Genomic DNA, 22,926 nt, shown 5'->3' on the forward strand with positions numbered 1-22,926 from the left:
CGGGCGGCGTGGGGCGCGATCGGGGGCTTGCCGCCCCTACACCGGCGGCGCGCGACCGTCAGCGCTGTACGCGAGGCTACGCGGCAGCGCCAGCGACGGGCAGTTGGACAACGTTCTTGCTGGCGGCGACCACGGCCTGTTGCTCGATCCAATCCGCGATGCGCTGCACTTCGGGTTGGAGCCAGTCGAGGTGCGCCAGGTCGAGGTAGTTCCGAGCGGTGATGTCCTCCTGCGCGGGCTTGTGGCCCGTGAGCAGATCGGTGCGGAACTTCTCGATCAGGCACTCGCGCATGGCGTAATTCGTGAACGACCTACGAAGGTCGTGGAGCGACAAGTGCTTCCCGACAATGCCACTGATCGTCTCCATCGGCGCGCGAGCATCACGGATGTGGCCAGCCTTCGACCAGCTCGGGAATACGAACGGGCTGACGGTCTTGCCCTCGGCGATGTCCTCATCGACTGCCGCCCGGCGCTTCTTGAGCAGCGCGACGGCTTGGGACGAGAGCGGCAGCCAGATCGGGTCGCCCCGCTTGCGGTCGTCGATGTGCCACCAGCAGTTGGACGGGTCGTGGTCATCAATGTTGACCTTCTCCCACGTGAGCGTCGCGCCCTCGTCGCGGCGAGCGCCGGTCAGGAGCAGGAACAGGGTCAGGTCGATACCGGCAAGCGCGTCGCGGTTCTTCGGGTTCGCGCGGGCTTCGTGCAGCTTGTTCCAAACCTCGCCGATCTTGCGGCGATCAATATAGCGCTCGGTGCGCGATCCCAGCGGCGCCCAGTGATCTTTCAGCACGTCCACCGGGTTGTGCCGCACCAACGGCGTTCCGTCAGCGCGGCGGTACTGGCGACCGGCGAAGTTGATGAGGATGCGCAGCGTGACCATGGCGGCGTTGGCGCTGGCCGGGGCACCCTTCTTGCCCTCAAGCCCCTGCTCGACAATCTCGCGGTGGCGCTTGCGTACATCGTCCTCGGTGATCGCGACGATGGGCTTGTCCTTCCACGAAGCGAACACTTTATCGACGTGGCGCTGGTATTCGTCCTTCGTGCTCACCTTGAGCTTACCGGGGCGGGAGACATAGGCGGTGCAAACGTCGCCCAGCGTCACCTTCATCGCCTCGTCGGCCTTCTTGGCGTCGCGCGGGTCGATACCCTCGCGCATGTCCTGAAGAACCGCTTGGGCGCGCTTCCTCGCCTTGTCCTCGGTAAGCACGCCATAGGGTCCGATAGTGAACTGGATCGGCTTGCCGAGCACCCTGCCCATCGCGATGAACACGCGCTTCCCCTGGGCGGAGACGCGCAGACCGTAGCCCTTCACCGTGTCATCCCAATGCACGTCATAGCCCGAGGCGGGCGGCTGAACCTTGTCCACGAAGGTCTTCGTGATCTTCGCCATGCTATCCTCCAGAGCTAGAATTTAGCGTATTTCTAGCAACCAAGGAATAGCTACGACAATCCACCACAAAATAGCAACGGCTTAAGTCACTGATTATCAATGGTCTAACAAGCTAGAATAAGCTGTCGCAATCTAGCACCGGCACCCGATTCCCAAACTCTTAATCAGCGGGTCCTAGGTTCGAGCCCTAGTGCGTCCACCATTCTCCTCCCACACGCCCGCTCGACCCATGCCGGTTGGATCGCCCGCCGGTCGATGCTATGGCCGCTGCGATGCGTCGCCTCACGGCCCTCTTCCTCGCTCTCGCGCTTTGCCTGTCGCTGTTCGCGGCTTCTGCGTCGCATGCGGTCGAGCAATTGGGGTGCGTCGATGCGGCGAGCGCGGTCGAGGCCGGACATTTCGACGGCGACAAGGATGAAGTCCCCGCCGACGCCGACAAGGGCTATCCGCACCACCATGGCGTCTGCCACGGCCACCACGTCGCGGCCGAGACTGACAGCGGCAGTCCGCTCTGGCACGACGACGTCCGCGAGCAGCCGGTCCCCGCGCGAATCCGCGGCCTTGCCTTCGCCACCGCCGATCCCGCGCTGAGGCCGCCGCAAGCCTGACCTTCACGCTCCCGCGTGGCCGCCGTGCCGCGCGGGTTCCGCCGTGTTGGTCAGGAGTTTCCATTCATGAGAATTGTCTTCGCGGCGTTGCTCGCCGCGGCGTCCTGCGCGGGTATCGCGCAGGCGCAGATGTCCCCACCGATCGGTGCGGGAGACGTCACCACGCTCGACGAGGCGCTGGCGCAAGCCGGCGCGGCGTCGCCTTCCACCGAAGCCGCCGGCGCCGGGATCCGCGCCGCCGAGGCCGGGCGCGACATCGCCGGACTCAGGCCCAATCCCTCGATCTCGTTCGAGACCGAGAATGTCGCCGGCACTGGTCCCTATCGCGGGATCGGCGAGTCAGAGACGACGGTCGGCTTCTCGTTGCCGCTCGAACTCGGCGGCAAGCGTGGCGCCCGGGTGGGCGTCGCCGATGCGCGACTTAGCCGGGCGAGGCTCGAGGCCGCGATCGCGCTCGGCGACCTCAGGTTGTACGTCACCCAAGCCTATATCGAAGCCGTCGCGAGCGAGCGGCGGCTGGCGGTGGCGCGCGACCAGCTGCGGATCGCCAGCGACGCGCTGGGCGTCGCCACCGATCGGGTCGACGTCGGCTATGCATCGCCGATCGACCGGCAGCGCGCGCAGGTCCAACAGATCAACGCCCGGACCGGAGTCGAACGCGCCGAGCGAGCGATGATGCTAGCGCGTGCAACCCTCGAGCGTCTCGTCGGCAAGCCGATCGCCGGCCCGCTCGACACCGCCTGGTTCGATCGCACGACGCTGCCCGCCTCGGGCCCCGATGCGCCGATGCCCGTGGAAGACACGCTCGCATTCGCGGCGGCGCGGGCCGATCTCGGGATCGCCGACGCGAACGTGCGGCTCGCGCGCTCACAGCGCGTGCCCGACCTCACATTGAGCGCGGGCACGCGGCGGATCGAAGCGACCAACGACCAGGCGATGGTGTTCGGGATCTCGATACCGCTGCCCCTTTTCAATAACGGCCGCGCGACACTCTCGCAGGCGCGTGCCGAGCGGGACCAGGCCGACGCTCGCGTCCGCGTAGCGCGGATCGAGGTCGACCAGCAGATCTCGGCGGCGATCGCCGACCGCGACAATGCCGCAGCCTCGGTTCGCGCCTCGGAGCCGGCAATCGCCGCCGCCGAGGAAGCCGCCCGCATCGCGCGGATCGGCTATGGCCAGGGCAAGTTCGACCAGATCGTCCTGATCGATGCCGAACGCACCCTCGCCGAGACCCGCGCTGCGCAGATCGACGCGCTCGCTGCCTATCACGATGCCGAGGCCCGGCTAGCGCGCCTGACCGCGCCCGCGCCCCAGCTTTCCGGAGACAATCGATGAACTATCACGACAAGCGCCTCCTGGGAGGCGCCGCGGGCGCCGTCCTGCTCGCGGCCGTCGGCGGTTTCGCCCTTGCCCGCTGCACCGCCACGCCACCCGCCGAAGAAGCTGCGACCGAGCCCGGCAAGGCCGAAGCACCGGCCGACACGGTCGTCATGGCCGAAGGCGCAGTCCGAAGTGCCGGTATCGGCGTCGAGGCCGTGAATGCCGGCGGCCTGGGTGCCGAGATCGTGTCGCAGGCCGTGGTCACGGCCTCGCCCAACGGCGAGGCGATCGTCACCGCGCGCGCGGGCGGCGCCGTCACGCGCCTCTACAAGCGGCTCGGCGATCCGGTCCGCGCGGGCGAGACGCTGGCGATCGTCGAGAGCCGCGATGCCGCCCAGATCACGGCCGAGCGCACCTCGGCCAACGCCAGGGCGGCGCTCGCCAGCAGGGCGCTGGCGCGCGAGCAATATCTCTACGAGCAGCGCGTCTCGGCGCGGGTCGATCTCGAAAAGGCGCAGGCCGAAGCCGAAGCCGCGGCGGCGGAAGCGCGGCGTGCGCAGGTGGCCGCCAGCGCCGCCAATGTCACCGGCGACGGGCGCGGGGTGATCGTCGCCAGCCCGATCTCGGGTCGCGTCACGGGCTCGACGAGTACCCTTGGCGCCTTCGTCCAGCCCGAAACCGAGTTGTTCCGGGTTACGGATCCGGCCAAGATCCAGATCGAGGCGGCGGTCGGCCCGGCCGAGGCACAGCGCATCGCCCCCGGTGATCGCGCGGTCGTCGAGTTGCCCGACGGCACGACCGTTGAGGCAAGCGTGCGCGCGGTGACCCCGACGCTGAGCGGCGAGACCCGATCGGCCACCGCAGTGCTCGACGTGCCCGGCGGACTCCAGCCCGGGCTGGGCGTGCGCGTCCGCCTGGTGCCGAGCCGCGGCAATTTCTCGAGGGCGATCGTGGTGCCCGAGGATGCGGTCCAGACCGTCGACGGTCGCGACGCGGTGTTCGTGCGCACGGCGCAGGGATTCCGCGCGGTGCCCGTCACGATCGGCCAGCGCAGCGCCGGCCGCGTCGAGATTCTCTCCGGCCTCCGGTCCGGCCGGAGCATCGCGACGCGCAACGCATTCCTGCTCAAGGCCGAGCTCGGCAAGGGCGCGGGCGAGGAGGACTGAGCGATGATCGCCAATCTCATCGCGCTCTCCGTGCGCGCCCGCTGGGCGGTGTTGTTCCTGTTCCTGGCGGTGGCCGCGATCGGGGCCTGGCAGCTGACCAGGCTGCCGATAGACGCCGTCCCCGACATCACCAACAAGCAGGTGCAGATCAATGTCGTCGACCGCGGACTTTCCCCGATCGAGATGGAGAAGCTCGTCACCTTGCCCGTCGAGACCTCGCTCGCGGGCATCCCCGGCCTCGAATCCACGCGCTCGCTGTCGCGCAACGGATTCAGCCAAGTGACCGCGATCTTCTCGGACTCGACCGACCTCTATTTCGCGCGCCAGCAGGTGGGCGAGCGGCTCGTCCAGGCGCAGGAGAGCCTGCCGGCCGGCGTCCAGCCGCAAGTCGGCCCGGTCACCACGGGTCTAGGCGAAGTCGTCATGTACACGGTCGGCTATGCCGATGCGGATGGCAAGGGCGCCGGGAAAGTCGATGGCCAGCCCGGCTGGCAGACCGACGGAAGCTACCTCACCCCCGAGGGCGAGCGGCTAACCGACGAGGTCGCCAAGGCCGGCTACCTCCGCACCGTCCAGGACTGGATCATCCGGCCGCAACTCCGCACCGTTGCGGGCGTGGCCGGCGTGGATTCGATCGGCGGCTACGCCAAGACCTTCGTGGTCGAGCCCGATCCGGTGAAGCTCTCGACCTACGGCATCTCTTACAGTGAGCTCGGCGAAGCGCTCGAGAATGCCAACCTCGCGGTCGGAGCCAACTTCTTCAACAGGGGCGGCGAAGCCTATCAGGTGCGTGCCGATGCGCGCATCCGCTCGGTCGACGAGATCCGCAACGCCGTCGCGGCGACGCGCGGCGGGGTTGCGGTGACGGTCGGGCAGATCGCCACGGTGAAGGTCGGCGGGGACCTGCGCACGGGCGCCGCGAGCATGAACGGCAGCGAGGCGGTGGTCGGCACCGCGCTGATGCTGATCGGCGAGAACAGCCGCGTCGTGGCGCAGGCGGTCAACGACAAGCTCGACTTGGTCGCCAAGACGCTTCCACCCGGCATCGAGGTCCGGGTCGTGCTCGACCGCGCCAAGCTGGTCAATGCCACCGTCTCCACCGTCGAGCGCAACCTCGCCGAAGGCGCGCTGCTCGTCGCTGCCGCGTTGTTCCTGCTGCTCGGCAACTGGCGCGCGGCGATCATCGCGGTGCTCGTGATCCCCTTCTCGTTCCTGATGATGGCCTGCGGCATGAACGCGTTCCGCGTGCCCGGAAACCTGATGAGCCTCGGCGCGCTCGACTTCGGCCTGATCGTCGACGGCGCGGTGATCATCATCGAGAACTGCCTGGCCCGCCTCGCGCATCGCCAGGCGCATGAGGGGCGGCTGCTGACGCTTCCCGAACGCCTCGAGGAGACGAGGCGGGCCGCACAGGCGATGATCAAGCCGACGGTGTTCGGCCAGGCGATCATCCTGCTGGCCTTCGCGCCGCTACTGATGTTCACCGGGGTGGAGGGCAAGACCTTCTCGCCGATGGCCATCACCATCATGCTCGCGCTCGTCGCCGCCTTCATCCTGGCACTCACCCTGGTCCCGGCGCTGGTCGCGCTGCTGATCCGCCGGCGCGTCGCCGAGAAGGAGGTGTGGCTGATCCGCAAGGCGAAGGCGCGCTACCTGCCGCTGCTCGACAAGGCGATCGCGAAGCCTTGGCCGTTCATCCTCGGCGGACTCGCCTTCTTCCTCGCGGCGATCCCGGCGTTCGGCCTGCTCGGCTCGGAGTTCATCCCGCAGCTCGACGAGAAGAACATCGCGCTCGCCTCGACCCGCGTGCCCTCGGTCAATCTCGATCAGTCGCTGGCGATGCAGCGCAAGGTCGAGGCGGCCATCGCGAAGCTCCCCGAAGTCGAGCTGATGTTCTCCAAGACCGGCACCGCCGAAGTCGCGACCGACCCGATGCCGCCCAATATCTCGGACGGCTTCGTCATCCTGAAACCGCAGGAGCAATGGCCTGCCGGCGTCAGGACCAAGGCCGATGTGATCGCCCGCATCGGCAAGGCGGCCGCCGGCCAGCTCGGCAACCTCTACGAAATGAGCCAGCCGATCCAGCTTCGCTTCAACGAGCTGATCGCGGGGGTGCGCGGCGACGTGGCGATCAAGCTCTACGGCGACGACCTCGACAGGATGTCGGCGTCCGCGAACGAGATCGTCCGCGTGCTCCAGGGCATCAAGGGCGCCGCGAGCGTCAAGGCCGACCAGACCGGCGGCGCGCCGACGCTCGACGTCCGCTTCGACCGCGCGGCGATCGCGCGCTACGGACTCACCGTCAGGGAAGTCGCCGATACGGTGGCCTCGGCGATGGGCGGGCGGGAGTCGGGCCTGCTCTTCGAAGGCGACCGGCGCTTCGAGATCGCGGTGCGCGTGCCCGAGGCGACGCGCGCCAACCTCGACGAAGTGCTCGCGTTGCCGGTGCTGCTCCCCCAGCAGGAGGGAAAGCCGCGCCGCTCGGTGCCGCTCGCCCGGGTCGCGCAGATCCGCTTCACCGACGGGCTCAACCAGGTCACCCGCGAGAACGGCAAGCGCCGCGTCGTGATCCAGGCGACCCTCCAGGGGCGCGACGCCGGCTCGTTCGTCGAGGAAGCGATGACCAAGGTCGGCCGAGTCAAGCTGCCGGCGGGCTATTATCTGGAATGGGGCGGCCAGTTCCAGAACCTCCAGGCGGCCTCGCAGCGGCTCTCGATCGTCGTGCCGATCTGCTTCGCGGCGATCTTCGGGCTGCTCCACGTAGCGCTCGGCAGCCTGGGTCGCGCGGCAGCGGTGTTTCTCGCCGTGCCCCTGGGACTTGCCGGCGGCGTGTTCACGCTCGCGCTGACCGGCATCGCCTTCTCGGTCTCGGCGGCAGTGGGGTTCATCTGCCTCGCCGGCGTCGCGGTGCTAAACGGGCTCGTCGTGATGACGGCGATCCGCGAGCGGCTCGAAGCCGGGCTCGCACTCACGCAGGCGATCCGCGAGGGCATGGCCGAAAAGATGCGCGCGGTGGTCATGACCGGCTTCGTGCCCGCGATCGGCTTCGTGCCGATGGCGCTCGCGCACGGCACCGGCGCCGAGGTGCAAAAGCCGCTCGCCACCACGGTGATCGGCGGCCTCGTCGCCGCGACGATCCTCACGCTGCTGGTGTTGCCGGCCATCGCCAGGGTCGTGCTGGCGGTGGCCGAGCGCCGACGCCCGCCGCACGACGGGAACGACTTCGCCGAACCAGGGCTTTCGCAACATCACGGAGAAAACCACCATGGCGGATGACCCTGCGGGCGCCGGGCATGCCCACGGCCACACCGCCGGTGCCAATGCCGGGATGCTCGGCTGGGCGCTGGCGCTCACCGCGACCTATCTCGTCGCCGAAGTGGTGGGCGGCTTCTGGTTCAACAGCCTCGCCCTGCTTTCCGACGCGGCGCACATGCTCACCGATGTCGCGGCACTGGTGATCGCGCTGATGGCGATCCGGCTCGGCCGACGCGCCGCCGACGAGCGCCGTACCTTCGGCTATCGCAGATTGGAGATCCTCGCTGCTGCCTTCAACGCCGTGCTGCTCTTCGCGATCGCCGTCTATGTGCTCGTCGAGGCGATCCGGCGCTTCGCCGATCCCGAGCCGGTGCAGTCCTGGGGGATGCTGGCCGTCGCATCGATCGGCCTCGTCGTGAACCTCGCCTCGATGCGCCTGCTCACCGCGGGCAAGGACGCCAGCTTCAACGTCAAGGGCGCCTATCTCGAGGTCTGGGCCGACATGGTCGGCTCGGTCGGGGTGATCCTCGGCGCGCTGGCGATCCGCTTCACGGGCTGGACCTGGGTCGATCCGGTGGTGGCGGTGGGGATCGGCCTGTGGGTGCTGCCGCGCACCTGGATCCTGCTCCGCGACACCACCAACGTCCTACTCGAAGGCGTCCCTGCGCGCCTGACGCTGACCGAAGTCCGCTCCGCGATCGCCGCGGTGGAGGGTGTCGACGGGCTCCACGACCTCCACGTCTGGTCGATGGCGAACGACGACGTCAGCTGCACGATGCACGTGACGCTGGCCGAAGACGCCGATCCGGACGTGGTGCGCAAGGCGGTCGCAGACGTGATGGGCCGGCGGTTCGCGATCGAGCATGTCACGATCCAGACCGAAGGCGCGAGCGAGCCGTGCGACGGCGGCGAGCATCTCCATGCGTGAGGTGGATAAAGGCCGATCGCCGCGCGTTTGGACCGAGGAAGATGACGCGGAGTTGCTCCGCCGGATCGAGGCCCGCGAGCCACCGGTCATCATCGCGCGCGCGATGGGTCGGCGACAGGACGCCATTCGCGGCCGTGCCGGTGAGTTGGGCGTGCCAGTGCCCTCGCCCCTGCGGCCGTGGCGGCGCTACCCCCGTCGTGGCGGGAGCTCCAATCAAGACCCTTGAGTTCCGGCGAAGCCATCGACACGGCGGCCGCCGGCGAGACGCCCGCGGACCAGCCGGGGCACCGGCATGTGGAGGATCAGCGGCAATGCCGTCGGCCGGTCGCGCGAGGCGCTCGCAGCGCTCGACCCAGCCGATCGCGCGTCGAGGCGGCGCGCAAGCGTCTGCTCGACGCCGGCGCGCATGTGATGATCGAGACCGTCGCAGACCCGCCCAAGGCCCTCGACGAGCTTCCACTCGTCTACCCGTGCCTTGAAGGCACTATTTCACTTTCACTCTGAACCTCAGAGAGAAATTGCTCCCCGCGGTCTGGTTGCCCGACAGACGCACGCGGATGTTCGTCACGTTCGAATCATAGCCGTTGGCATCGGCGGTCGGCGTGTAGGTCCAGGTGGTGCCGCCGTCCGACGAGAAGGAGAGGCTGTCGATCGTGCTCGACATGCCCTGGAAGCTGTAGGTCAGCCCGCTCGAGGGGATCAGACTCTCGCTGAAGGCGACCGGTCCCGAATTGGCCACCCCCAGATCGGCGACCCTGAGCGTCGTGCGTGCCGGAATCGCGTCCTTGATCTCCACGGTCTTGATCGTCGAAAGCGAGTTCGCCACCGGATTGGCCACGGTGATCGTATAATCGACGACTGCCCCGGGGATCGCCTTGGGGAAGAGCTGGCCCGTCGGGTCCGAGACCACCGACGAGGTCTTGGTGATGGTCAGCGGGCTCGCCGCGAGCAGCAGGAGCAGCAACGGCAGGAGCCGGAGGCGCTTCGTCATTTCCGATCTCCATCCAGCAGCCGGCCCATCCCGAGCAAGTCCTTGTCGAGGCGGACACGCAGCGTGAGATAGGCGCCCTGACGCGTGTAGCGCGTGTCCTCGAAGTCGCGGTCGCGATAGCCGGTGAAGTTGTAGCCCGCGCTCACCCAGGCGTTGCCGCCCGGCGAGAAGCCCACCGACGGGCCGATCGCGAAGGTCTTGGTGCCGCTCGTCCAGCTGTGCTGCATGCTCGCCGACACGCCCACGTCGAAGTTGTGGCGGACGTCCTTGCGGATCTCCAGCCCGATCACATCGATGAAGCCGTCATATTGCTCGTCCGAATAGCGCCCGCGGACGAACTTGGCCCCATAGTACGCGCTCACCTCGAGCCCGTGCGCATCGCCCTCGGCGCCGGTGCGGTAGCTGAGCGCGATGTTGTTGACCGCGCGCAGCGTCGACTGGTCGCCGATCGCGAAGGTCGGCACCGCCAGCGCATTGCTCGACGAGGCACCCGCATCGGCCTGCTCGTGGCGCAGCTGAAAGCGCTCGAGCACCGCCCAATGGCTGTCTGGCGGACGGATCGCCAGCGCCAGATCACCCGTCGCGAACGACGTCTTCGCGCCGCCCTTGTCGGTGATGCGATAGGCGTTCACGCTCGAGGCCAGCGTGCGACCCTCGCCCAGGGTGCGCAGCAGGCTGCTCGTGAAGCCGATCCGCTGGTTGAGGTCCGAAGTCCGATATTCGGCCCGGCCGGTCCAGCTCCAGCGGTCGGCGCGATAGGTCGCCCCCAGCGTGACCGCCACGAAGTCGCCGTCACGCGCGTCCTGGCCGAGCACGCCGCCCGTGGCGCGCGGCTGGAAGGGATTGACGACGCTGCCCGGGTCGACGTGACCCGAGATCGTCCCGCTGGCGTCGACGGTCGCGTCGATCGTCCAGCGCTTGCCCACCGGCAGCGACTGGCTGAGGCCATATTGCGCGAAGGTGCGCTGGCCGTTCTCGCCGATCGCCTGCTGGTTGAGCGTCGACATGATCCGCGCCCCTGCCCAGGGGGACACATCGAAGCCGACGCGCGCGGCATGCGCGGTGTAGCTATCGCCCTTGGCGATCTCATAGCCGCCGATCAGGCGGATGTCCTTGGCGACCTTCCAGCTGAGGCCGATCTGCTGGCGCGCCGGGAAGTCGGTGCTCTCGTCGCGGCCGCCGATCGCGAGTTGCCCCTGCCCGCTGAGCTCGACCTTGTCGCCGAAGAAACGCTGCGTGGCTCCAACGGTAAAAAGCTGCGATTCCCGCTTCTTGCCGTCGATTCCCCGATCGGATGCGAACTGCCCGCCGACATAGACGCTCCCGTGTTCGCGCTGATATTCGATGCGTGCATCGACCGCGATCCGGCTGGCATCGCTCACCAGATCGTCCTGCATCCACGCCGAGCCTGCGATATTGAGCCGCTTGCCGAGGCGAAGCCGCCCGTCGACGCCGATCTTCTGCGTGCCGCTCTCGGCCTGGTTCTGCTGGCCCAGCCCGAAGCCCGGGTCCTGGCGCCGCGCATAGGCGAGCACGTCGGCCGCCGGCCCGTGATGCTCGACCTCGACCGAGACCGCACGACCCGTGCCCAGCCCGCCCTGCCCGCCGGTGGCGGCTTCAGCGCGGATCTCGGTGTTGGCGGTCGGCCGGACCTTGATGTCGACGCCGGCGACCGTGGCGTTGCCCACCGTCTCGTCGTGCAGCAGCGTCGCACCGACCTCCACCTTGCCCTCGGCGAGCTTGAGCGAAGCGCGGCCGCCCGCCGCCAGCTTCTTGCCCGGGCCATAGGTCTCGTAGTCGACGACGATGAAGACCGGATTGAGCGCATTGTCGCGGCTCAGGATCGGTTCCTTGAAGCGGATCGTGCCCGCCACCGGATCGATGTCGTAATCGATGTGGCGCGTCAGCTGCTTGCTGTCGAGCACCTGCTCGGAGCGATAGCGGTTGCGCGTCTCGAGCCGGATCTTGTCGCTGTTCGGCACGATGTCCTGGACCGACAGGCGATAGGGACCCGAGAGGCCGTTGCCCTGGATCTCGTCGCGGCCGTAGCGCTCGTCGACCTTCGCGGCGAAGATCGTGATGTGGCCGTTGCCGCTGGCGAACTCGGCCTTGCCGCCGCTCAGCGTGCGGCTGTAGCGGGCGAGGCGCGTGTCCGTGAAGCCGGTCTCGAAGTCCCCGAACAAGGCATAGAAATCGCGGCGTTCGAGGCGGAGGTACAGCTTGCCGCGCGTCGCCGCGTCCTGGCCCTGGATCGTGCCGTCGCCGTAGACGGTGTAATAGCGGTCCGGGTCGATCCGGCCGAGCAGCCCACGGTCGCGGTCGAAGCGCCTGTCGCTGTCATAGGCCATGGTCAGCAGCCAGCTGCCCTTGATCCGGCCCTTGGCATAGACCGCGAGCTGGCCGTCGGTGACGACGTCGTGGCTGCGCGTCGCGACGCTGTGGCGCGCGAGCGTGGTGTAGCCGATGGTACCCTTGCCGAAGCCGACGATCATCCAGTCGCGCGCCGGCGCGGCCAGCCAAGGCTTGATCTCGAAGGTGCGCGGCTGGTTGTGATCCATGCCCGGCATGAGGACGGTGATGTGTGCGCTGCCCGCTTGCGTGGTCGGCTGGAGCGCGATCAGCGCGATGCCGTCGTCGCCGATCACGCGCTCCGTCGCCTCGGTCCGGTCGAGGCCGGCGAGCTGGCGCGTCTGCTCGGCCGCATCGGCGATCGCCGCGGTGTACGGCTGGTCGACGCGGAAGGCGACGGGCGTGCCGGCGCGGACGGGTTTGCCGTCCTTGTCGACAATACGCACTGCAATCAAAGGCTTGTTGAGACCATCTGCAACGAGCTTCGAACGTTCGGCGACATAGGTCGCCTGCGCCGGCGTGTTGGCGTAGTGGACGATCCGCTCGAGCGTGGCGACCGTGGCACCGTCCGGGCCGAGCACGCGCGCCTGCAGGCGGTTGTCGCCGTCGACGAGCGGCAGGCCGCTCCACTTCGACACTGCGACGCCGCGGGCGGCATCCTCGTCGGTGCCGTCGAACGACAGCGGGTCGACCGGCTTGCCGTTGAGCGTCAGCGCGACGACCTGGCCGATGGCGTGCTGGACGACCGCGCGCACTGCCGGCGAGCGCGGGTTGTGCGTCGCATCGGGGAACAGCCAGTCGATCTTGCCTGGGGTGGCAGCAGCAGCCCAGTCGGTGCTGCCGCCCGCGGCGGTGGCGTCGTCGGCCGGCTGAACTTCAGACTGAGTCTGAGCATTGGCCGGCAGCGTTACGCGCTGGAGCTGGAAGTCGGCGCGCTGCAGGCTGCCGCCCTGGCCCTCGACGAAGCGGGAGGTGCCGTCGCGGTTGCTGCGCGTGTCGCGGTCGCACGCCTGGGGCGCGTAGCCCGGGGGCAGCGCACCGGTGTCGAGATGCACGACATGCGTGCCGGGACGAACACCTTCAAAGTGATAGAGGCCGTCCTTGTCAGTGATCGTGAAGCTTCCGTCCTCGAGCACGAGACGTACGCCCTGGACGCCCTTGCGGCCCTTGGAGGGATCGCCGCAGCCGCCCTCGGTGACGCGGCCGATCAGCGTCAGCGCATCGGTGAACAGCAGCGCATGAATCCGCACCGAGGCACTGCTGTCTTCGGTCCTGAGCCCGAGCATCTCGGCATGGGCATGGTTGACCGCCTCGCCCATCGGGGCTTCTGGCGTGACCTGCACGACATAGGTGACCTGGCGCGTGCCGGTGCCCTTCAGCGGGCCGAGCGCGAAGCGCATCGTCCGTCCGTCGCCGTCGATGGTCGGCTCGGCCGCGCCGCGCACGGATCCGGGGCGGTAGCGCATGCCCTTGGGCAGCGTATCGACCACCGTGACAGGCTGGGTCGCCGTCAGGCCGCTGTAATGGATCTGGAGCTGGTACTGGACCATGTCGCCGGGCGAGGCGTCGCGGACCGAGGCGGTCTTCTCGATGCTGATCTGGGTGATCAGCCGGTTGAGCCGCAGCTTGTCGTCAACGGGGACATCGACATGCACCGGCTCGGGCGAAGCCAGGGTGAATGTCCCGCCATAGGAGGCGTCGCTGATGCGATATTGTCCGGGCGGGCCGCTGAGGCCGGCCAGTTCGTCCGCCGTATAGACCGAGGGCGCGGTGAAGCCCGCGGGAGGCGTGATCTTGAGGCGATAGGTTCCCGGCTGGGCGAGCGGGAAGCGGAAATTGCCATGGTCGAACTGATAGACATGACCGCTCGCATCGGTGACGGTGCCACCGCTGACCACGGTCGAAGGGTAGAGGCTGACCCCGTCATCGCCAAAGACCACGGCCGCGGGCTGGCCGGTGGCATTGTCGATGAGCGTCACCGTCGCGCCGTCCACCACGTCGCCGGTGCGCGAGTCGAACACATAGCCTTCGGGATCGATCAGCAGGTTGCCGACCGACGACGTGCTGTCCTCGTCCCCTTCGAACGACACGGTGAGGTGGCTGACGCCTGCCAGACGGATCTCGCACGGGCTGGGCGTTCCCGTGGTCCGCGTTGCAGGGACGGCGGCGGCGAACACGCCGGTATTGGGGCCGGTCTCGTGGAGAACGACCCAAGTCGTGCGGCCGCCGGCACTCGCGACCACGGTTGCGTCCTCGCGCACCAGCGGATCGTAGTTCTCCGCCTCCGCGTCGAGCTCGAGCACATGGGCATATTGGATGTCGAGCGATTCGAGCGGCGCGGTCGCGGCGAGCTGGGCGGCATCGACCGGGCTGAGCGTTGCGATCGGCCGCGGATCGGTGGCGCATTTGGCAGGGCTGAACTGATAGCCCGGCGGAAGCTGGCGGAATTTGATCTGCGTCGGCCGCTTCACAGGATCAAGCGTCACTTCGTTGGACGCGATCGACTGGGGGCCGGACGGGGAAGTCCATGAAAGGCTGGCGGTGTTGCGAATCGTCGTCTGAGCCCCCGCGCTCCCGATGGAGGCGGTGACGGCGGCTAGCGCCAGGGCGCCCTTGCACAGGCGCGAGAGATGCGACGTTCGCAGCATATAAGTTCCCGATCCGGCGCGCGCCGGTGAAGGCGCGCGCCGGAGGCTGGGTTCAGTCCAGTGCGGAGGCTCAGTTCACCGTGACGCGGAACGAGACCGCATACGAAGTGAGCGGAGCGACCGACGGCAGCGTGGCACGAACGGTCGTGCCGTCGAACGAACCGCCGAAGGGGTCCGACTCGTCGCTGCCCGTGTTGTTGTCGTCTTCGGTGGTGCCGAGCAGGATGCAGCCCAGGCCGGCGGTGCCGACCGAGATCGATCCCGGGACGAAGGTGGTGTTCGCGGGCACGTTGTCCGCCACCGCCACATTGGTCGCGATGCCGGGGCCGGCATTGGCGATCGTCATGCAATATTCGATGGTTGCGCCCGGAATCGCATGCGGATTCAGAAGCAGGTTCACCGGATCGCTGACGACATGTGACGCCTTGGAGAGCGTCACCACCGCAGTAGAGATGTGATAGGCGTCGAACGCGCGACCCTGGCCGTTGCGGGCGAGGTCGAGCGGGCCGCTGCCGTCGGCGAACACGATTTCCACCGTGCTGCTCGAGTCCGCGGTGAGGATCGACGTCGCCACGACGTCGGCGCCGAGCACGCCGGTGCTGCCGCCAGTCGCCGCGACTGCGTTGAGCGAGACGATCGCGGTGTCGGCACCCGGGGTGTTCGGGATGTTGGCGACGATGAATACCGTCACGGTGGCATCGGGCGCCAGCTCGTCGATGTACGTCGCCGTGTCGACACCCGCGTCATAGACGCCGTTGCCGTTCGAATCGACGAACGCGCGCATGTTGGTCACGTCGAAATTGTCGGTGCCGAGCAGCGGGATCGAGATCGTCTGCTGATCGGGATCCAAGCGGAAGTCCTGCACCGAGTTGCTGAGGTTGGTGACCGTGAAGGTCGTGACCTGGTTGGTCGCGCCCAGCGCAGTCTGGGTGACGGCGCCGCCGACTTCGGCGACGGCGAGGTTGATCTTCTTGTCGACCACGAAGGTCGCGACGTTCGACGAGACGGTCTGGGTCGAGCCGCCGACGTCGTAGCTGACGCTGGCCTGGTTGTTCACGCTGGTGCCCGCCGCAGTCTGCGACTGGGCGAAAGCCGGCGTGGCGAGGAGTGCGGCGAGCGAGCCACCGCAGACCATCGTCTTGCGCAACTTACTGATACTCATGACGAATTGTCCCCATTACGATGATTTACGAGGGCTCACTTCAGCAGGGCGCGAAACGCGACCTGAACCGCGCCGCCGGGAGCCACCGGCTGCGCCAACCGCCAGCGAACCACGCGCACGTCGGCGGCGACCGCCGGGCGAACCCGGCCGGCAGCGGAGACCTTGAGCGTGGCGAGCTGACTGAAGCTCTTCCCGTCGACCGACACTTCGGGCGCGGGCGAATTTCCGGCGACGCCGACATATTGCATGTTGGCGGGCACGGGATTGGCGATCACCACGCCGGCGGCAGGCTGGCTGCCGCTGTTGGTGACCGAAAGCTGATAGACGACATGGTCGCCGGGCACGACCCGCTTGGCGGGCACCAGCTTGATGCGCGTGGTGCCGTTCGGGCCGGCCTCGCGCGCTTCGGCGAGCACCGTCGTGGTGATCCGCACCGGGCTGACCGCCGGCGCCGCGGCCTGGGCGGCCATGGCGGGCGCGAGCAGCAGGCTGCCGAGCAACAGGGTATGACGCATGGACTTCCTCCTCATTGGATCGTCACTTTGAACTGAATGGTGCGCGCGACCGGCGCGAAGACGTCGCCCAGCGCGACATGGATCGCACTGCCGTCGAAGCTGCCGGCGTCGCCGTCGGCCGCGTCGCTGAGCGCGACGCCGTCGACCGAAAGGCTGCCGGGGGTATAGGTGGTGCCCGCCGGGATCGGGTCGGACACGCTCGCGGCCCAGGCGGCACCCGGGAAGCGCGCGACCAGCGTGTAGGTGATCGTCGCGCCGCGATAGGGTGCGGTGCCCTGGCGGCGATTGGTGACGGCCTGGCTCTTCTCGAGCGTCGGGCCGGCGGATGCGCCGGGCGAGAGCGTGAAGGTCAGCCCCGCGCTGGCCGAAGTCATGCCGACGACGGCGTCGGCGCCGCTGTCGCCGGCGCCGGGGAACAGCGTGCCGGGCTTGCCCGAGCCGGTGACCGCGGTCGCGGAGACGCCAAGCGCGACGCTCGCATTGCCGTCGCAGCGCAGCAGCGCGAACAACGCGACCGACTGGCCGGGCTGGAGCGCAGGGGTGACCGGGGGAGCGAAGATCGCGTCGGTGGCGACGTCATAGGCGCCGTCGCCGTTCGCATCGGCGGCGAAGCCCTCGACGGTGCAGCCGGGCACGCTCGCGGCGAGACGGAAGGACTCCGCGCCGTTGCCCGCATTGGTCAGCGTGAAGGCAACCGCGGTGCGCTGGCCGGGCATGAAGGGCAGCGCCGTGGCGGGCGCGGAAAGCCGGACGTCGAGCAGCTCGGCGACGCGCGTGCTGACCGGATTGGAATCGATCTGCGCGCTGCCCGCGGTCAGGTCCGCGCTCGCGTGCGCGACATTGTCGATGGTGGTGCCGGCGCGGGTCTGCGCGAAGGCGGCCGAAGTATCGAGGAAGCAACCGCCCGCGATCAGCGCAAGGGCGACACCCCTACACTGCGCGGAAACCCGGCCACCTCCAATATTCGACACCGTACACCCCACATGTTCGGAAACATCTAGGGCCAGCTATTAGGGAGCCATGATTTCCAACCACGCTAACGCGAGTAGCGTACGTTACCCATGTGGAGTCTACGTAGTTGGCGGAAAGGTTCAGTAAACCACTCTAAATGGAGGAAAATCCTCTCAATTCAGTCGGTTTTGAATGATAACGTTGTCTATCACTGGACGCTTCGCGATTGCAACAGACACGATCGTTACGGGGTCGATCACTGGTCTCTTTATTGTACTCGACTTTCGCTCTGCTTGATTGCTCAAGACCAGCCTGCAACCGCGAGTATTGCATCCGCAAATTCGCGCGGCGCTTCCTGCGGCGGATTGTGGCCGATACCGCCGCGAAGCAGCCGATGCTCGTATCGGCCGGTGAATTTGGGACGATAGGCCTCGGGTTCGGGGTGCGGTGCACCATTGGCGTCGCCTTCGATCGTAATCGTCGGAATCGCGATCGCGGGGCCGGTTGCGAGCTTTGCTTCGATCGCGTCGAACCGTGCCTCGCCGTCGACCAGCCCCAGCCGCCACCGGTAATTGTTAACGACGACGGCCACGTGATCGGGATTTTCGAACGACTCGGCGCTTCGCGCGAACACCGAGTCGCCGAAGCGCCACTGCGGCGAGGCGAGCTCCCAGATCAGCCGCGCGAAGGCCGCGCGGTTGGCCTCATACCCCGCCTGGCCCCGATCGGTGGCGAAGTAGAATTGATACCACCATTGCAGCTCGGCGCGCGGCGGCAGCGGTTTCCTGCCCCCCGCCTGGCTCCCGATCAGATAGCCGCTGACCGAGACGAGCGCGCGGACCCGCTCGGGCCAGAGCGCCGCGACGATCCCCGCGGTGCGCGCACCCCAGTCGAACCCGGCAAGCACGGTGCGATCGACCTTCAGCGCGTCCATCAGCGCCACCGCGTCGCTGGCGAGCGCGGCCGGCTGGCCGTTGCGCACCGCCCCGGCCGAGCGGATGCGCGTGGCGCCATAGCCGCGCAGATAGGGCACGATCACACGATGCCCCGCCGCGACGAGCAGCGGCACGACCTCGACGAAGGCGTGGATGTCATAGGGCCAGCCGTGGAGCAGGATCACCGGCACCCCGTCGCGGGGGCCTTCGTCGACATAGGCGACGCTGAGGTCGCCGGCGTCGACCTGCTTGAGCGGTCCCCAGGGGATCGGCGGCAGCGCAGTCGGTGCGGCCCCGGCGCGCGTGGGGAGCGCGAGCGGAACGACACCGGCGAGCGCCGCCAGTCCGAGGAAGTCGCGACGCCCCGGTTCGGCGAGCGGCGCGGGGCGGCTGGTCACCGGCGCTGGTCCGGCGCGGGCGCGACCTTGGGTGCGAAGGGGCTCGTGCTCGCGGGCACCGCCATGCCCAGGAAAGCGCTGCGTTCCCGGTCGCTGAGCCAAGTGAATTCGTTCGCCACGCACGCCTCCGTTACATCGAGGGCCGGCAATATCCCGAACGGCGTGGCAGCGCCTATCATCCACAGGTTTAAGCCGCTCCATATGCAATCCATATGCGCGGCCCTTCTTGCCGCTCTCGCTTCCAAATGAACGGAGCCCCTAATCGCGCATCTCCCGGATTTACGGAGATGTCCCGTGCAAGACCTTCTCTGGATCGGCCTCGTCCTTGGGCTGCTGGCGCTGACGCTCGGCTATGCCCGGCTGTGCGAGGAGGCCTGATCCCATGACCTTCGACCTCATGCTCGCGGGCGCCGTCGCGCTCGCGCTCCTCATCTATCTGGTCGCAGTGCTGCTGCGTCCCGAACGGTTCTGAGGAGGCCCCGATGACTTGGCAAGGATGGACCCTGATCGCCGTCTTCACTGCGATCCTCATCGCGCTCACCAAGCCGATGGGTATGTGGCTGTTCGCGCTCTACGAGGGCCGCCGCACCCCGCTGCACCGCGTGCTCGGCCCCGTCGAGCGCGGCTTCTACAAGCTCGCGGGCATCGACCCCACCGCCGAGATGGGCTGGCGCCGCTATGCAGTGCACATGCTGATCTTCAACACCGTGCTGGCGCTTTTCACCTATGCGATCCTGCGCACCCAGTTATGGCTGCCGCTCAACGATCCGGGGATGGCGAACATCACGCCCGACGGCGCGTTCAACACCGCGGTGAGCTTCACCACCAACACCAACTGGCAATGGTATTCGGGCGAGGCGGCGATGTCGAACCTCAGCCAGATGCTCGCGCTGACGATCCACAACTTCCTCTCGGCCGCGACCGGCATCGCGCTCGCCTTCGCGCTGTTCCGCGGCTTCGCGCGGCGCCAGGCGACGACGCTCGGCAATTTCTGGGCCGACTGCACGCGCGTGACGCTCTACCTGCTGCTCCCGATCTCGATCGTCTATGCGCTCTACCTGATCGCCGCGGGCGTCCCGCAGACGCTGACCCAGCAAGTCACCGCCACCACGATCGAAGGCGCACGCCAGGTCATCGCGCTCGGGCCCGTCGCATCGCAGGAAGCGATCAAGATGCTCGGCACCAACGGCGGCGGCTTCTTCAATGGCAACAGCGCGCACCCCTTCGAGAACCCCGACGCGCTCACCAACCTGATCCAGATGCTCTCGATCTTCGTGATCGGCTTCGGCCTCACCTGGACCTTCGGCAAGGCGGTGGGCAACACCCGCCAGGGCTGGGCGATCCTCGCGGCGATGGTGATCCTGTTCCTCGCCGGAACCAGCGTCTGCTACTGGGCCGAGGCTTCGGGCAACCCCGTGCTCCAGCATCTCGGCGTCGCCGGGGGCAATATGGAGGGCAAGGAAGTCCGCTTCGGCATCGCCGCCTCCTCGCTGTTCGCCACGGTCACCACCGCCGCGTCGTGCGGCGCCGTCAATGCGATGCACGACAGCTTCACCGCGCTCGGCGGGCTGATCCCGCTGTTCAACATCCAGCTCGGCGAAGTCGTGGTCGGCGGCGTCGGCGCGGGGATCTACGGCTTCCTGCTCTTCGCGATCCTCGCGGTGTTCGTCGCCGGGCTGATGGTCGGCCGCACGCCCGAATATGTCGGCAAGAAGATCGAGAGCCGCGAAGTCAAGCTGGCGGTGCTCGCCATCGCCGTCCTCCCGCTCGCGATCCTCGGCGGCACCGCGATCGCCTCGGTGCTGCCCGCAGGCCTCGCCGGGCCGCTCAACAAGGGCCCGCACGGCTTCTCGGAGATCCTCTACGCCTTCACCAGCGCAGTCGGGAACAACGGCTCGGCCTTCGCGGGGCTCACCGCGGGCACGCCCTTCTACAACCTGCTGCTCGGCATCTGCATGTGGGTGGGTCGCTTCTTCATCATCGTGCCGATGCTCGCCATCGCCGGAAGCCTCGCGGCGAAGAAATACACCCCCGAGACCGCGGGCTCCTTCCCGACCACCGGCGGGCTGTGGATCGGCCTGCTCGTCGGCACTGTGCTGATCCTCGGCGGCCTCACCTTCCTGCCCAGCCTCGCGCTCGGCCCCATCGCCGATCATCTCGCGATGATCCGCGGCACGCTCTCCTGATCGGAACCGCCACCATGGCCAGAACCGCAACCAAGTCCCTGTTCACCGCCGAGCTGATCGCGCCCGCGATCCGCGACGCCTTCCTCAAGCTCGATCCGCGCCAGTTGATCCGCAACCCGATCCTGTTCGTCACCGCCTGCGTCGCGCTGCTCCTCACGGTGCTCCTCGGCCTCGGGCAGGACGGGCTGGGCTTCGGCTTCAAGCTCCAGCTGGTGATCTGGCTGTGGCTCACCGTGCTCTTCGGGACCTTCGCCGAAGCCCTCGCCGAGGGCCGCGGCAAGGCGCAGGCGGCGTCGCTGCGCGCCACCAAGGCCGAGCTCACCGCCAAGCGCCTCCGCAATGGCCGCACCGAACAGGTCGGCGCCAGCGAGCTTCGCAAGGGGGACGTCGTCCTCGTCGAGACGGGCGACCTCATCCCCGCCGACGGCGAAGTGATCGAAGGCGTCGCCAGCGTCAACGAAGCCGCGATCACCGGCGAGAGCGCGCCCGTGATCCGCGAAGCGGGCGGCGACCGCTCGGCCGTCACGGCGGGCACGCGCGTGATCTCGGACTGGGTCAAGGTCCAGGTCACCGCCGATCCCGGCCAGGGTTTCCTCGACCGGATGATCGCGCTCGTCGAGGGCGCGGAACGGCAGAAGACCCCCAACGAGATCGCGCTCACCATCCTGCTCGTCGGCCTGACGATCATCTTCCTGATCGCGGTCGCGACGATCCCCGCCTTCGCCAGCTATGCCGGCGGCGCGATCCCGGTTGCGATCCTCGCCGCGCTGCTCATCACGCTGATCCCGACGACCATCGCCGCGCTGCTCTCGGCGATCGGCATCGCGGGGATGGACCGGCTGGTGCGCTTCAACGTGCTCGCCAAGTCGGGCCGTGCAGTGGAGGCCGCCGGCGACATCGACACGCTGCTGCTCGACAAGACCGGGACGATCACCGTCGGCGACCGCCAGGCGAGCGAGTTCCGCGCGGTCACCGGAGTCCATGTCTCCGAGCTGGCCGAGGCCGCGCTGCTCGCCAGCCTCGCCGACGAGACGCCCGAGGGCCGCTCGATCGTCACCCTCGCGCGAGACAGGTTCGCGGTCAGCCGCACCGCGCTGCCCCCTGACGCGCAAGTGATCCCCTTCACCGCGCAGACGCGCATCTCGGGCGTCCAGATCGGCCCCATGCTGATCCAGAAGGGCGCGGTCGACTCGGTGCTCCGCGCCAATCCCGGCGCCGGCGACACCCCCGCCGCCGCCGAGCTGCGGCGCGCGACCGACGAGATCGCGCGTGCGGGCATGACGCCGCTCGCCGTGGTCAAGGACGCCCGCATCCTCGGTGCGATCGCACTCAAGGACGTGATCAAGGCCGGCATCCGCGAGCGGTTCGGCGAGCTTCGCCGCATGGGCATCCGCACCGTGATGATCACCGGTGACAACCCGCTCACCGCCGCCGCAATCGCCGCCGAGGCGGGGGTCGACGACTTCCTCGCCCAGGCCACCCCCGAGGACAAGCTCGCGCTCATCCGCAAGGAACAGGCCGGCGGCAAGCTCGTCGCGATGTGCGGCGACGGCACCAACGACGCCCCTGCCCTCGCCCAGGCCGATGTCGGCGTGGCGATGAACACCGGCACCCAGGCCGCGCGCGAGGCGGGCAACATGGTCGACCTCGACAGCGACCCGACCAAGCTCATCGAAGTCGTGGGCCTCGGCAAGCAGCTGCTGATGACGCGCGGCTCGCTCACCACCTTCTCGGTGGCGAACGACATCGCGAAGTATTTCGCGATCATCCCGGCGATGTTCGCGGCACTCTACCCCGGGCTGGCGGTGCTCAACGTGATGGGCCTCGCGACGCCGCAGTCGGCGATCCTCTCGGCGATCATCTTCAACGCGCTGATCATCCCGTGCCTGGTGCCGCTGGCGCTCAAGGGGGTGACCTACCGCCCGATCGGCGCCGGACCACTGCTGGCGAGGAACCTCGCGATCTACGGGCTGGGCGGCGTGATCGTGCCGTTCATCGGGATCAAGGCGATCGACGTCGCGGTGAACGCCATCGGTTTGGCGTGAGCCAATAAAAGCCCCTCCCCTTCAGGGGAGGGGTTGGGGTGGGGCCTGTGAGTCTCACCGAGCCCATCGCCCGTGGACA

Annotated in this window: 17 protein-coding genes; 9 read left to right on the forward strand and 8 right to left on the reverse strand. The window is 68.2% G+C overall.

Annotation, left to right across the window (positions count from 1 at the left end):
• Positions 1–76: 76 nt before the first annotated feature.
• Positions 77–1,390 carry an integrase family protein gene (locus J7495_RS04670; RefSeq protein ID WP_294054915.1) on the reverse strand — a complete coding sequence of 438 codons (1,314 nt, stop codon included), beginning with the start codon at positions 1,388–1,390 and terminating at the stop codon, positions 77–79.
• A 272-nt stretch (positions 1,391–1,662) separates the two neighbouring features.
• Between J7495_RS04670 and J7495_RS04675 the strand changes: the two genes are divergently transcribed.
• From J7495_RS04675 to J7495_RS04700, 6 genes are all read left to right on the forward strand, one after another.
• On the forward strand, positions 1,663–1,998 hold the full coding sequence (locus J7495_RS04675; RefSeq protein WP_294054916.1) for a hypothetical protein: 336 nt from the start codon (positions 1,663–1,665) through the stop codon (positions 1,996–1,998).
• A 66-nt stretch (positions 1,999–2,064) separates the two neighbouring features.
• Positions 2,065–3,333 carry a TolC family protein gene (locus J7495_RS04680; protein WP_294054917.1) on the forward strand — a complete coding sequence of 423 codons (1,269 nt, stop codon included), beginning with the start codon at positions 2,065–2,067 and terminating at the stop codon, positions 3,331–3,333.
• Positions 3,330–4,484 carry an efflux RND transporter periplasmic adaptor subunit gene (locus J7495_RS04685; protein ID WP_294054918.1) on the forward strand — a complete coding sequence of 385 codons (1,155 nt, stop codon included), beginning with the start codon at positions 3,330–3,332 and terminating at the stop codon, positions 4,482–4,484. The genes J7495_RS04680 and J7495_RS04685 overlap by 4 nt, the downstream gene beginning before the upstream one ends.
• 3 nt (positions 4,485–4,487) lie before the next feature.
• Positions 4,488–7,760, forward strand: a complete 3,273-nt coding sequence (locus tag J7495_RS04690; RefSeq protein WP_294054919.1) for a CusA/CzcA family heavy metal efflux RND transporter — start codon at positions 4,488–4,490, stop codon at positions 7,758–7,760.
• On the forward strand, positions 7,750–8,667 hold the full coding sequence (locus J7495_RS04695; protein WP_294054920.1) for a cation diffusion facilitator family transporter: 918 nt from the start codon (positions 7,750–7,752) through the stop codon (positions 8,665–8,667). Before J7495_RS04690 ends, J7495_RS04695 begins: the two co-directional genes overlap by 11 nt.
• Before the next feature lie 222 nt (positions 8,668–8,889).
• Positions 8,890–9,171 (forward strand): hypothetical protein, encoded by a 282-nt coding sequence (locus J7495_RS04700; protein WP_294054921.1) that lies wholly within the window; start codon positions 8,890–8,892, stop codon positions 9,169–9,171.
• Here J7495_RS04700 and J7495_RS04705 read toward each other — a convergent pair.
• From J7495_RS04705 to J7495_RS04735, 7 genes are all read right to left on the reverse strand, one after another.
• The gene (locus tag J7495_RS04705; RefSeq protein ID WP_294054922.1) at positions 9,152–9,658 is read right to left on the reverse strand and encodes a hypothetical protein; all 507 of its coding nucleotides are present in this window, start codon (positions 9,656–9,658) and stop codon (positions 9,152–9,154) included. The two genes, J7495_RS04700 and J7495_RS04705, sit on opposite strands and share 20 nt — an antisense overlap.
• Entirely contained in the window at positions 9,655–14,493 is a 4,839-nt protein-coding gene (locus J7495_RS04710) for a hypothetical protein (protein ID WP_294054923.1), read from the reverse strand. The genes J7495_RS04705 and J7495_RS04710 overlap by 4 nt, the downstream gene beginning before the upstream one ends.
• 232 nt (positions 14,494–14,725) lie before the next feature.
• A complete protein-coding gene (locus tag J7495_RS04715) occupies positions 14,726–15,817 on the reverse strand; it encodes a hypothetical protein (RefSeq protein WP_294054924.1) in 1,092 nt (363 codons plus the stop codon).
• A 35-nt stretch (positions 15,818–15,852) separates the two neighbouring features.
• The gene (locus J7495_RS04720; protein ID WP_294054925.1) at positions 15,853–16,332 is read right to left on the reverse strand and encodes a hypothetical protein; all 480 of its coding nucleotides are present in this window, start codon (positions 16,330–16,332) and stop codon (positions 15,853–15,855) included.
• Between the two features lie 11 nt (positions 16,333–16,343).
• Positions 16,344–17,303 (reverse strand): hypothetical protein, encoded by a 960-nt coding sequence (locus tag J7495_RS04725; RefSeq protein ID WP_294054926.1) that lies wholly within the window; start codon positions 17,301–17,303, stop codon positions 16,344–16,346.
• Between the two features lie 281 nt (positions 17,304–17,584).
• Positions 17,585–18,616: an alpha/beta fold hydrolase gene (locus tag J7495_RS04730; RefSeq protein WP_294054927.1), complete on the reverse strand. Its 1,032-nt coding sequence runs from the start codon at positions 18,614–18,616 to the stop codon at positions 17,585–17,587.
• A complete protein-coding gene (locus J7495_RS04735) occupies positions 18,613–18,735 on the reverse strand; it encodes a hypothetical protein (protein ID WP_294054928.1) in 123 nt (40 codons plus the stop codon). Before J7495_RS04735 ends, J7495_RS04730 begins: the two co-directional genes overlap by 4 nt.
• Positions 18,736–18,998: 263 nt before the next feature.
• On the opposite strand from J7495_RS04735, the gene kdpF reads away from it, so the two are divergent.
• Genes kdpF through kdpB form a run of 3 tightly spaced genes read left to right on the forward strand, consistent with a single transcriptional unit; the run spans position 18,999 to position 22,847 of the window.
• Positions 18,999–19,088, forward strand: a complete 90-nt coding sequence (gene kdpF / locus J7495_RS04740) for a K(+)-transporting ATPase subunit F (protein ID WP_294054929.1) — start codon at positions 18,999–19,001, stop codon at positions 19,086–19,088.
• A gap of 10 nt (positions 19,089–19,098) precedes the next feature.
• Positions 19,099–20,802 carry a potassium-transporting ATPase subunit KdpA gene (gene kdpA, locus J7495_RS04745; RefSeq protein ID WP_294054930.1) on the forward strand — a complete coding sequence of 568 codons (1,704 nt, stop codon included), beginning with the start codon at positions 19,099–19,101 and terminating at the stop codon, positions 20,800–20,802.
• Positions 20,803–20,816: 14 nt separating this feature from the next.
• Positions 20,817–22,847: a potassium-transporting ATPase subunit KdpB gene (gene kdpB / locus J7495_RS04750; protein WP_294054931.1), complete on the forward strand. Its 2,031-nt coding sequence runs from the start codon at positions 20,817–20,819 to the stop codon at positions 22,845–22,847.
• The last annotated feature ends 79 nt before the right edge of the window (positions 22,848–22,926 follow it).

Origin of the sequence: Sphingomonas sp. (assembly GCF_017745215.1) — a bacterium.
GTDB lineage: Bacteria > Pseudomonadota > Alphaproteobacteria > Sphingomonadales > Sphingomonadaceae > Sphingomonas.

Bases quoted from the DNA above. Each gene is read 5' to 3' on its own strand.
- kdpB (WP_294054931.1), top strand. From the start codon at position 20,817: ATGGCCAGAACCGCAACCAAGTCCCTGTTCACCGCCGAGCTGATCGCG.
- kdpF (WP_294054929.1), top strand. From the start codon at position 18,999: ATGACCTTCGACCTCATGCTCGCGGGCGCCGTCGCGCTCGCGCTCCTC.
- J7495_RS04675 (WP_294054916.1), top strand. From the start codon at position 1,663: ATGCGTCGCCTCACGGCCCTCTTCCTCGCTCTCGCGCTTTGCCTGTCG.
- J7495_RS04680 (WP_294054917.1), top strand. From the start codon at position 2,065: ATGAGAATTGTCTTCGCGGCGTTGCTCGCCGCGGCGTCCTGCGCGGGT.
- J7495_RS04705 (WP_294054922.1), bottom strand. From the start codon at position 9,658: ATGACGAAGCGCCTCCGGCTCCTGCCGTTGCTGCTCCTGCTGCTCGCG.
- J7495_RS04715 (WP_294054924.1), bottom strand. From the start codon at position 15,817: ATGAGTATCAGTAAGTTGCGCAAGACGATGGTCTGCGGTGGCTCGCTC.
- J7495_RS04690 (WP_294054919.1), top strand. From the start codon at position 4,488: ATGATCGCCAATCTCATCGCGCTCTCCGTGCGCGCCCGCTGGGCGGTG.
- J7495_RS04695 (WP_294054920.1), top strand. From the start codon at position 7,750: ATGGCGGATGACCCTGCGGGCGCCGGGCATGCCCACGGCCACACCGCC.
- J7495_RS04685 (WP_294054918.1), top strand. From the start codon at position 3,330: ATGAACTATCACGACAAGCGCCTCCTGGGAGGCGCCGCGGGCGCCGTC.
- J7495_RS04720 (WP_294054925.1), bottom strand. From the start codon at position 16,332: ATGCGTCATACCCTGTTGCTCGGCAGCCTGCTGCTCGCGCCCGCCATG.
- J7495_RS04670 (WP_294054915.1), bottom strand. From the start codon at position 1,390: ATGGCGAAGATCACGAAGACCTTCGTGGACAAGGTTCAGCCGCCCGCC.
- kdpA (WP_294054930.1), top strand. From the start codon at position 19,099: ATGACTTGGCAAGGATGGACCCTGATCGCCGTCTTCACTGCGATCCTC.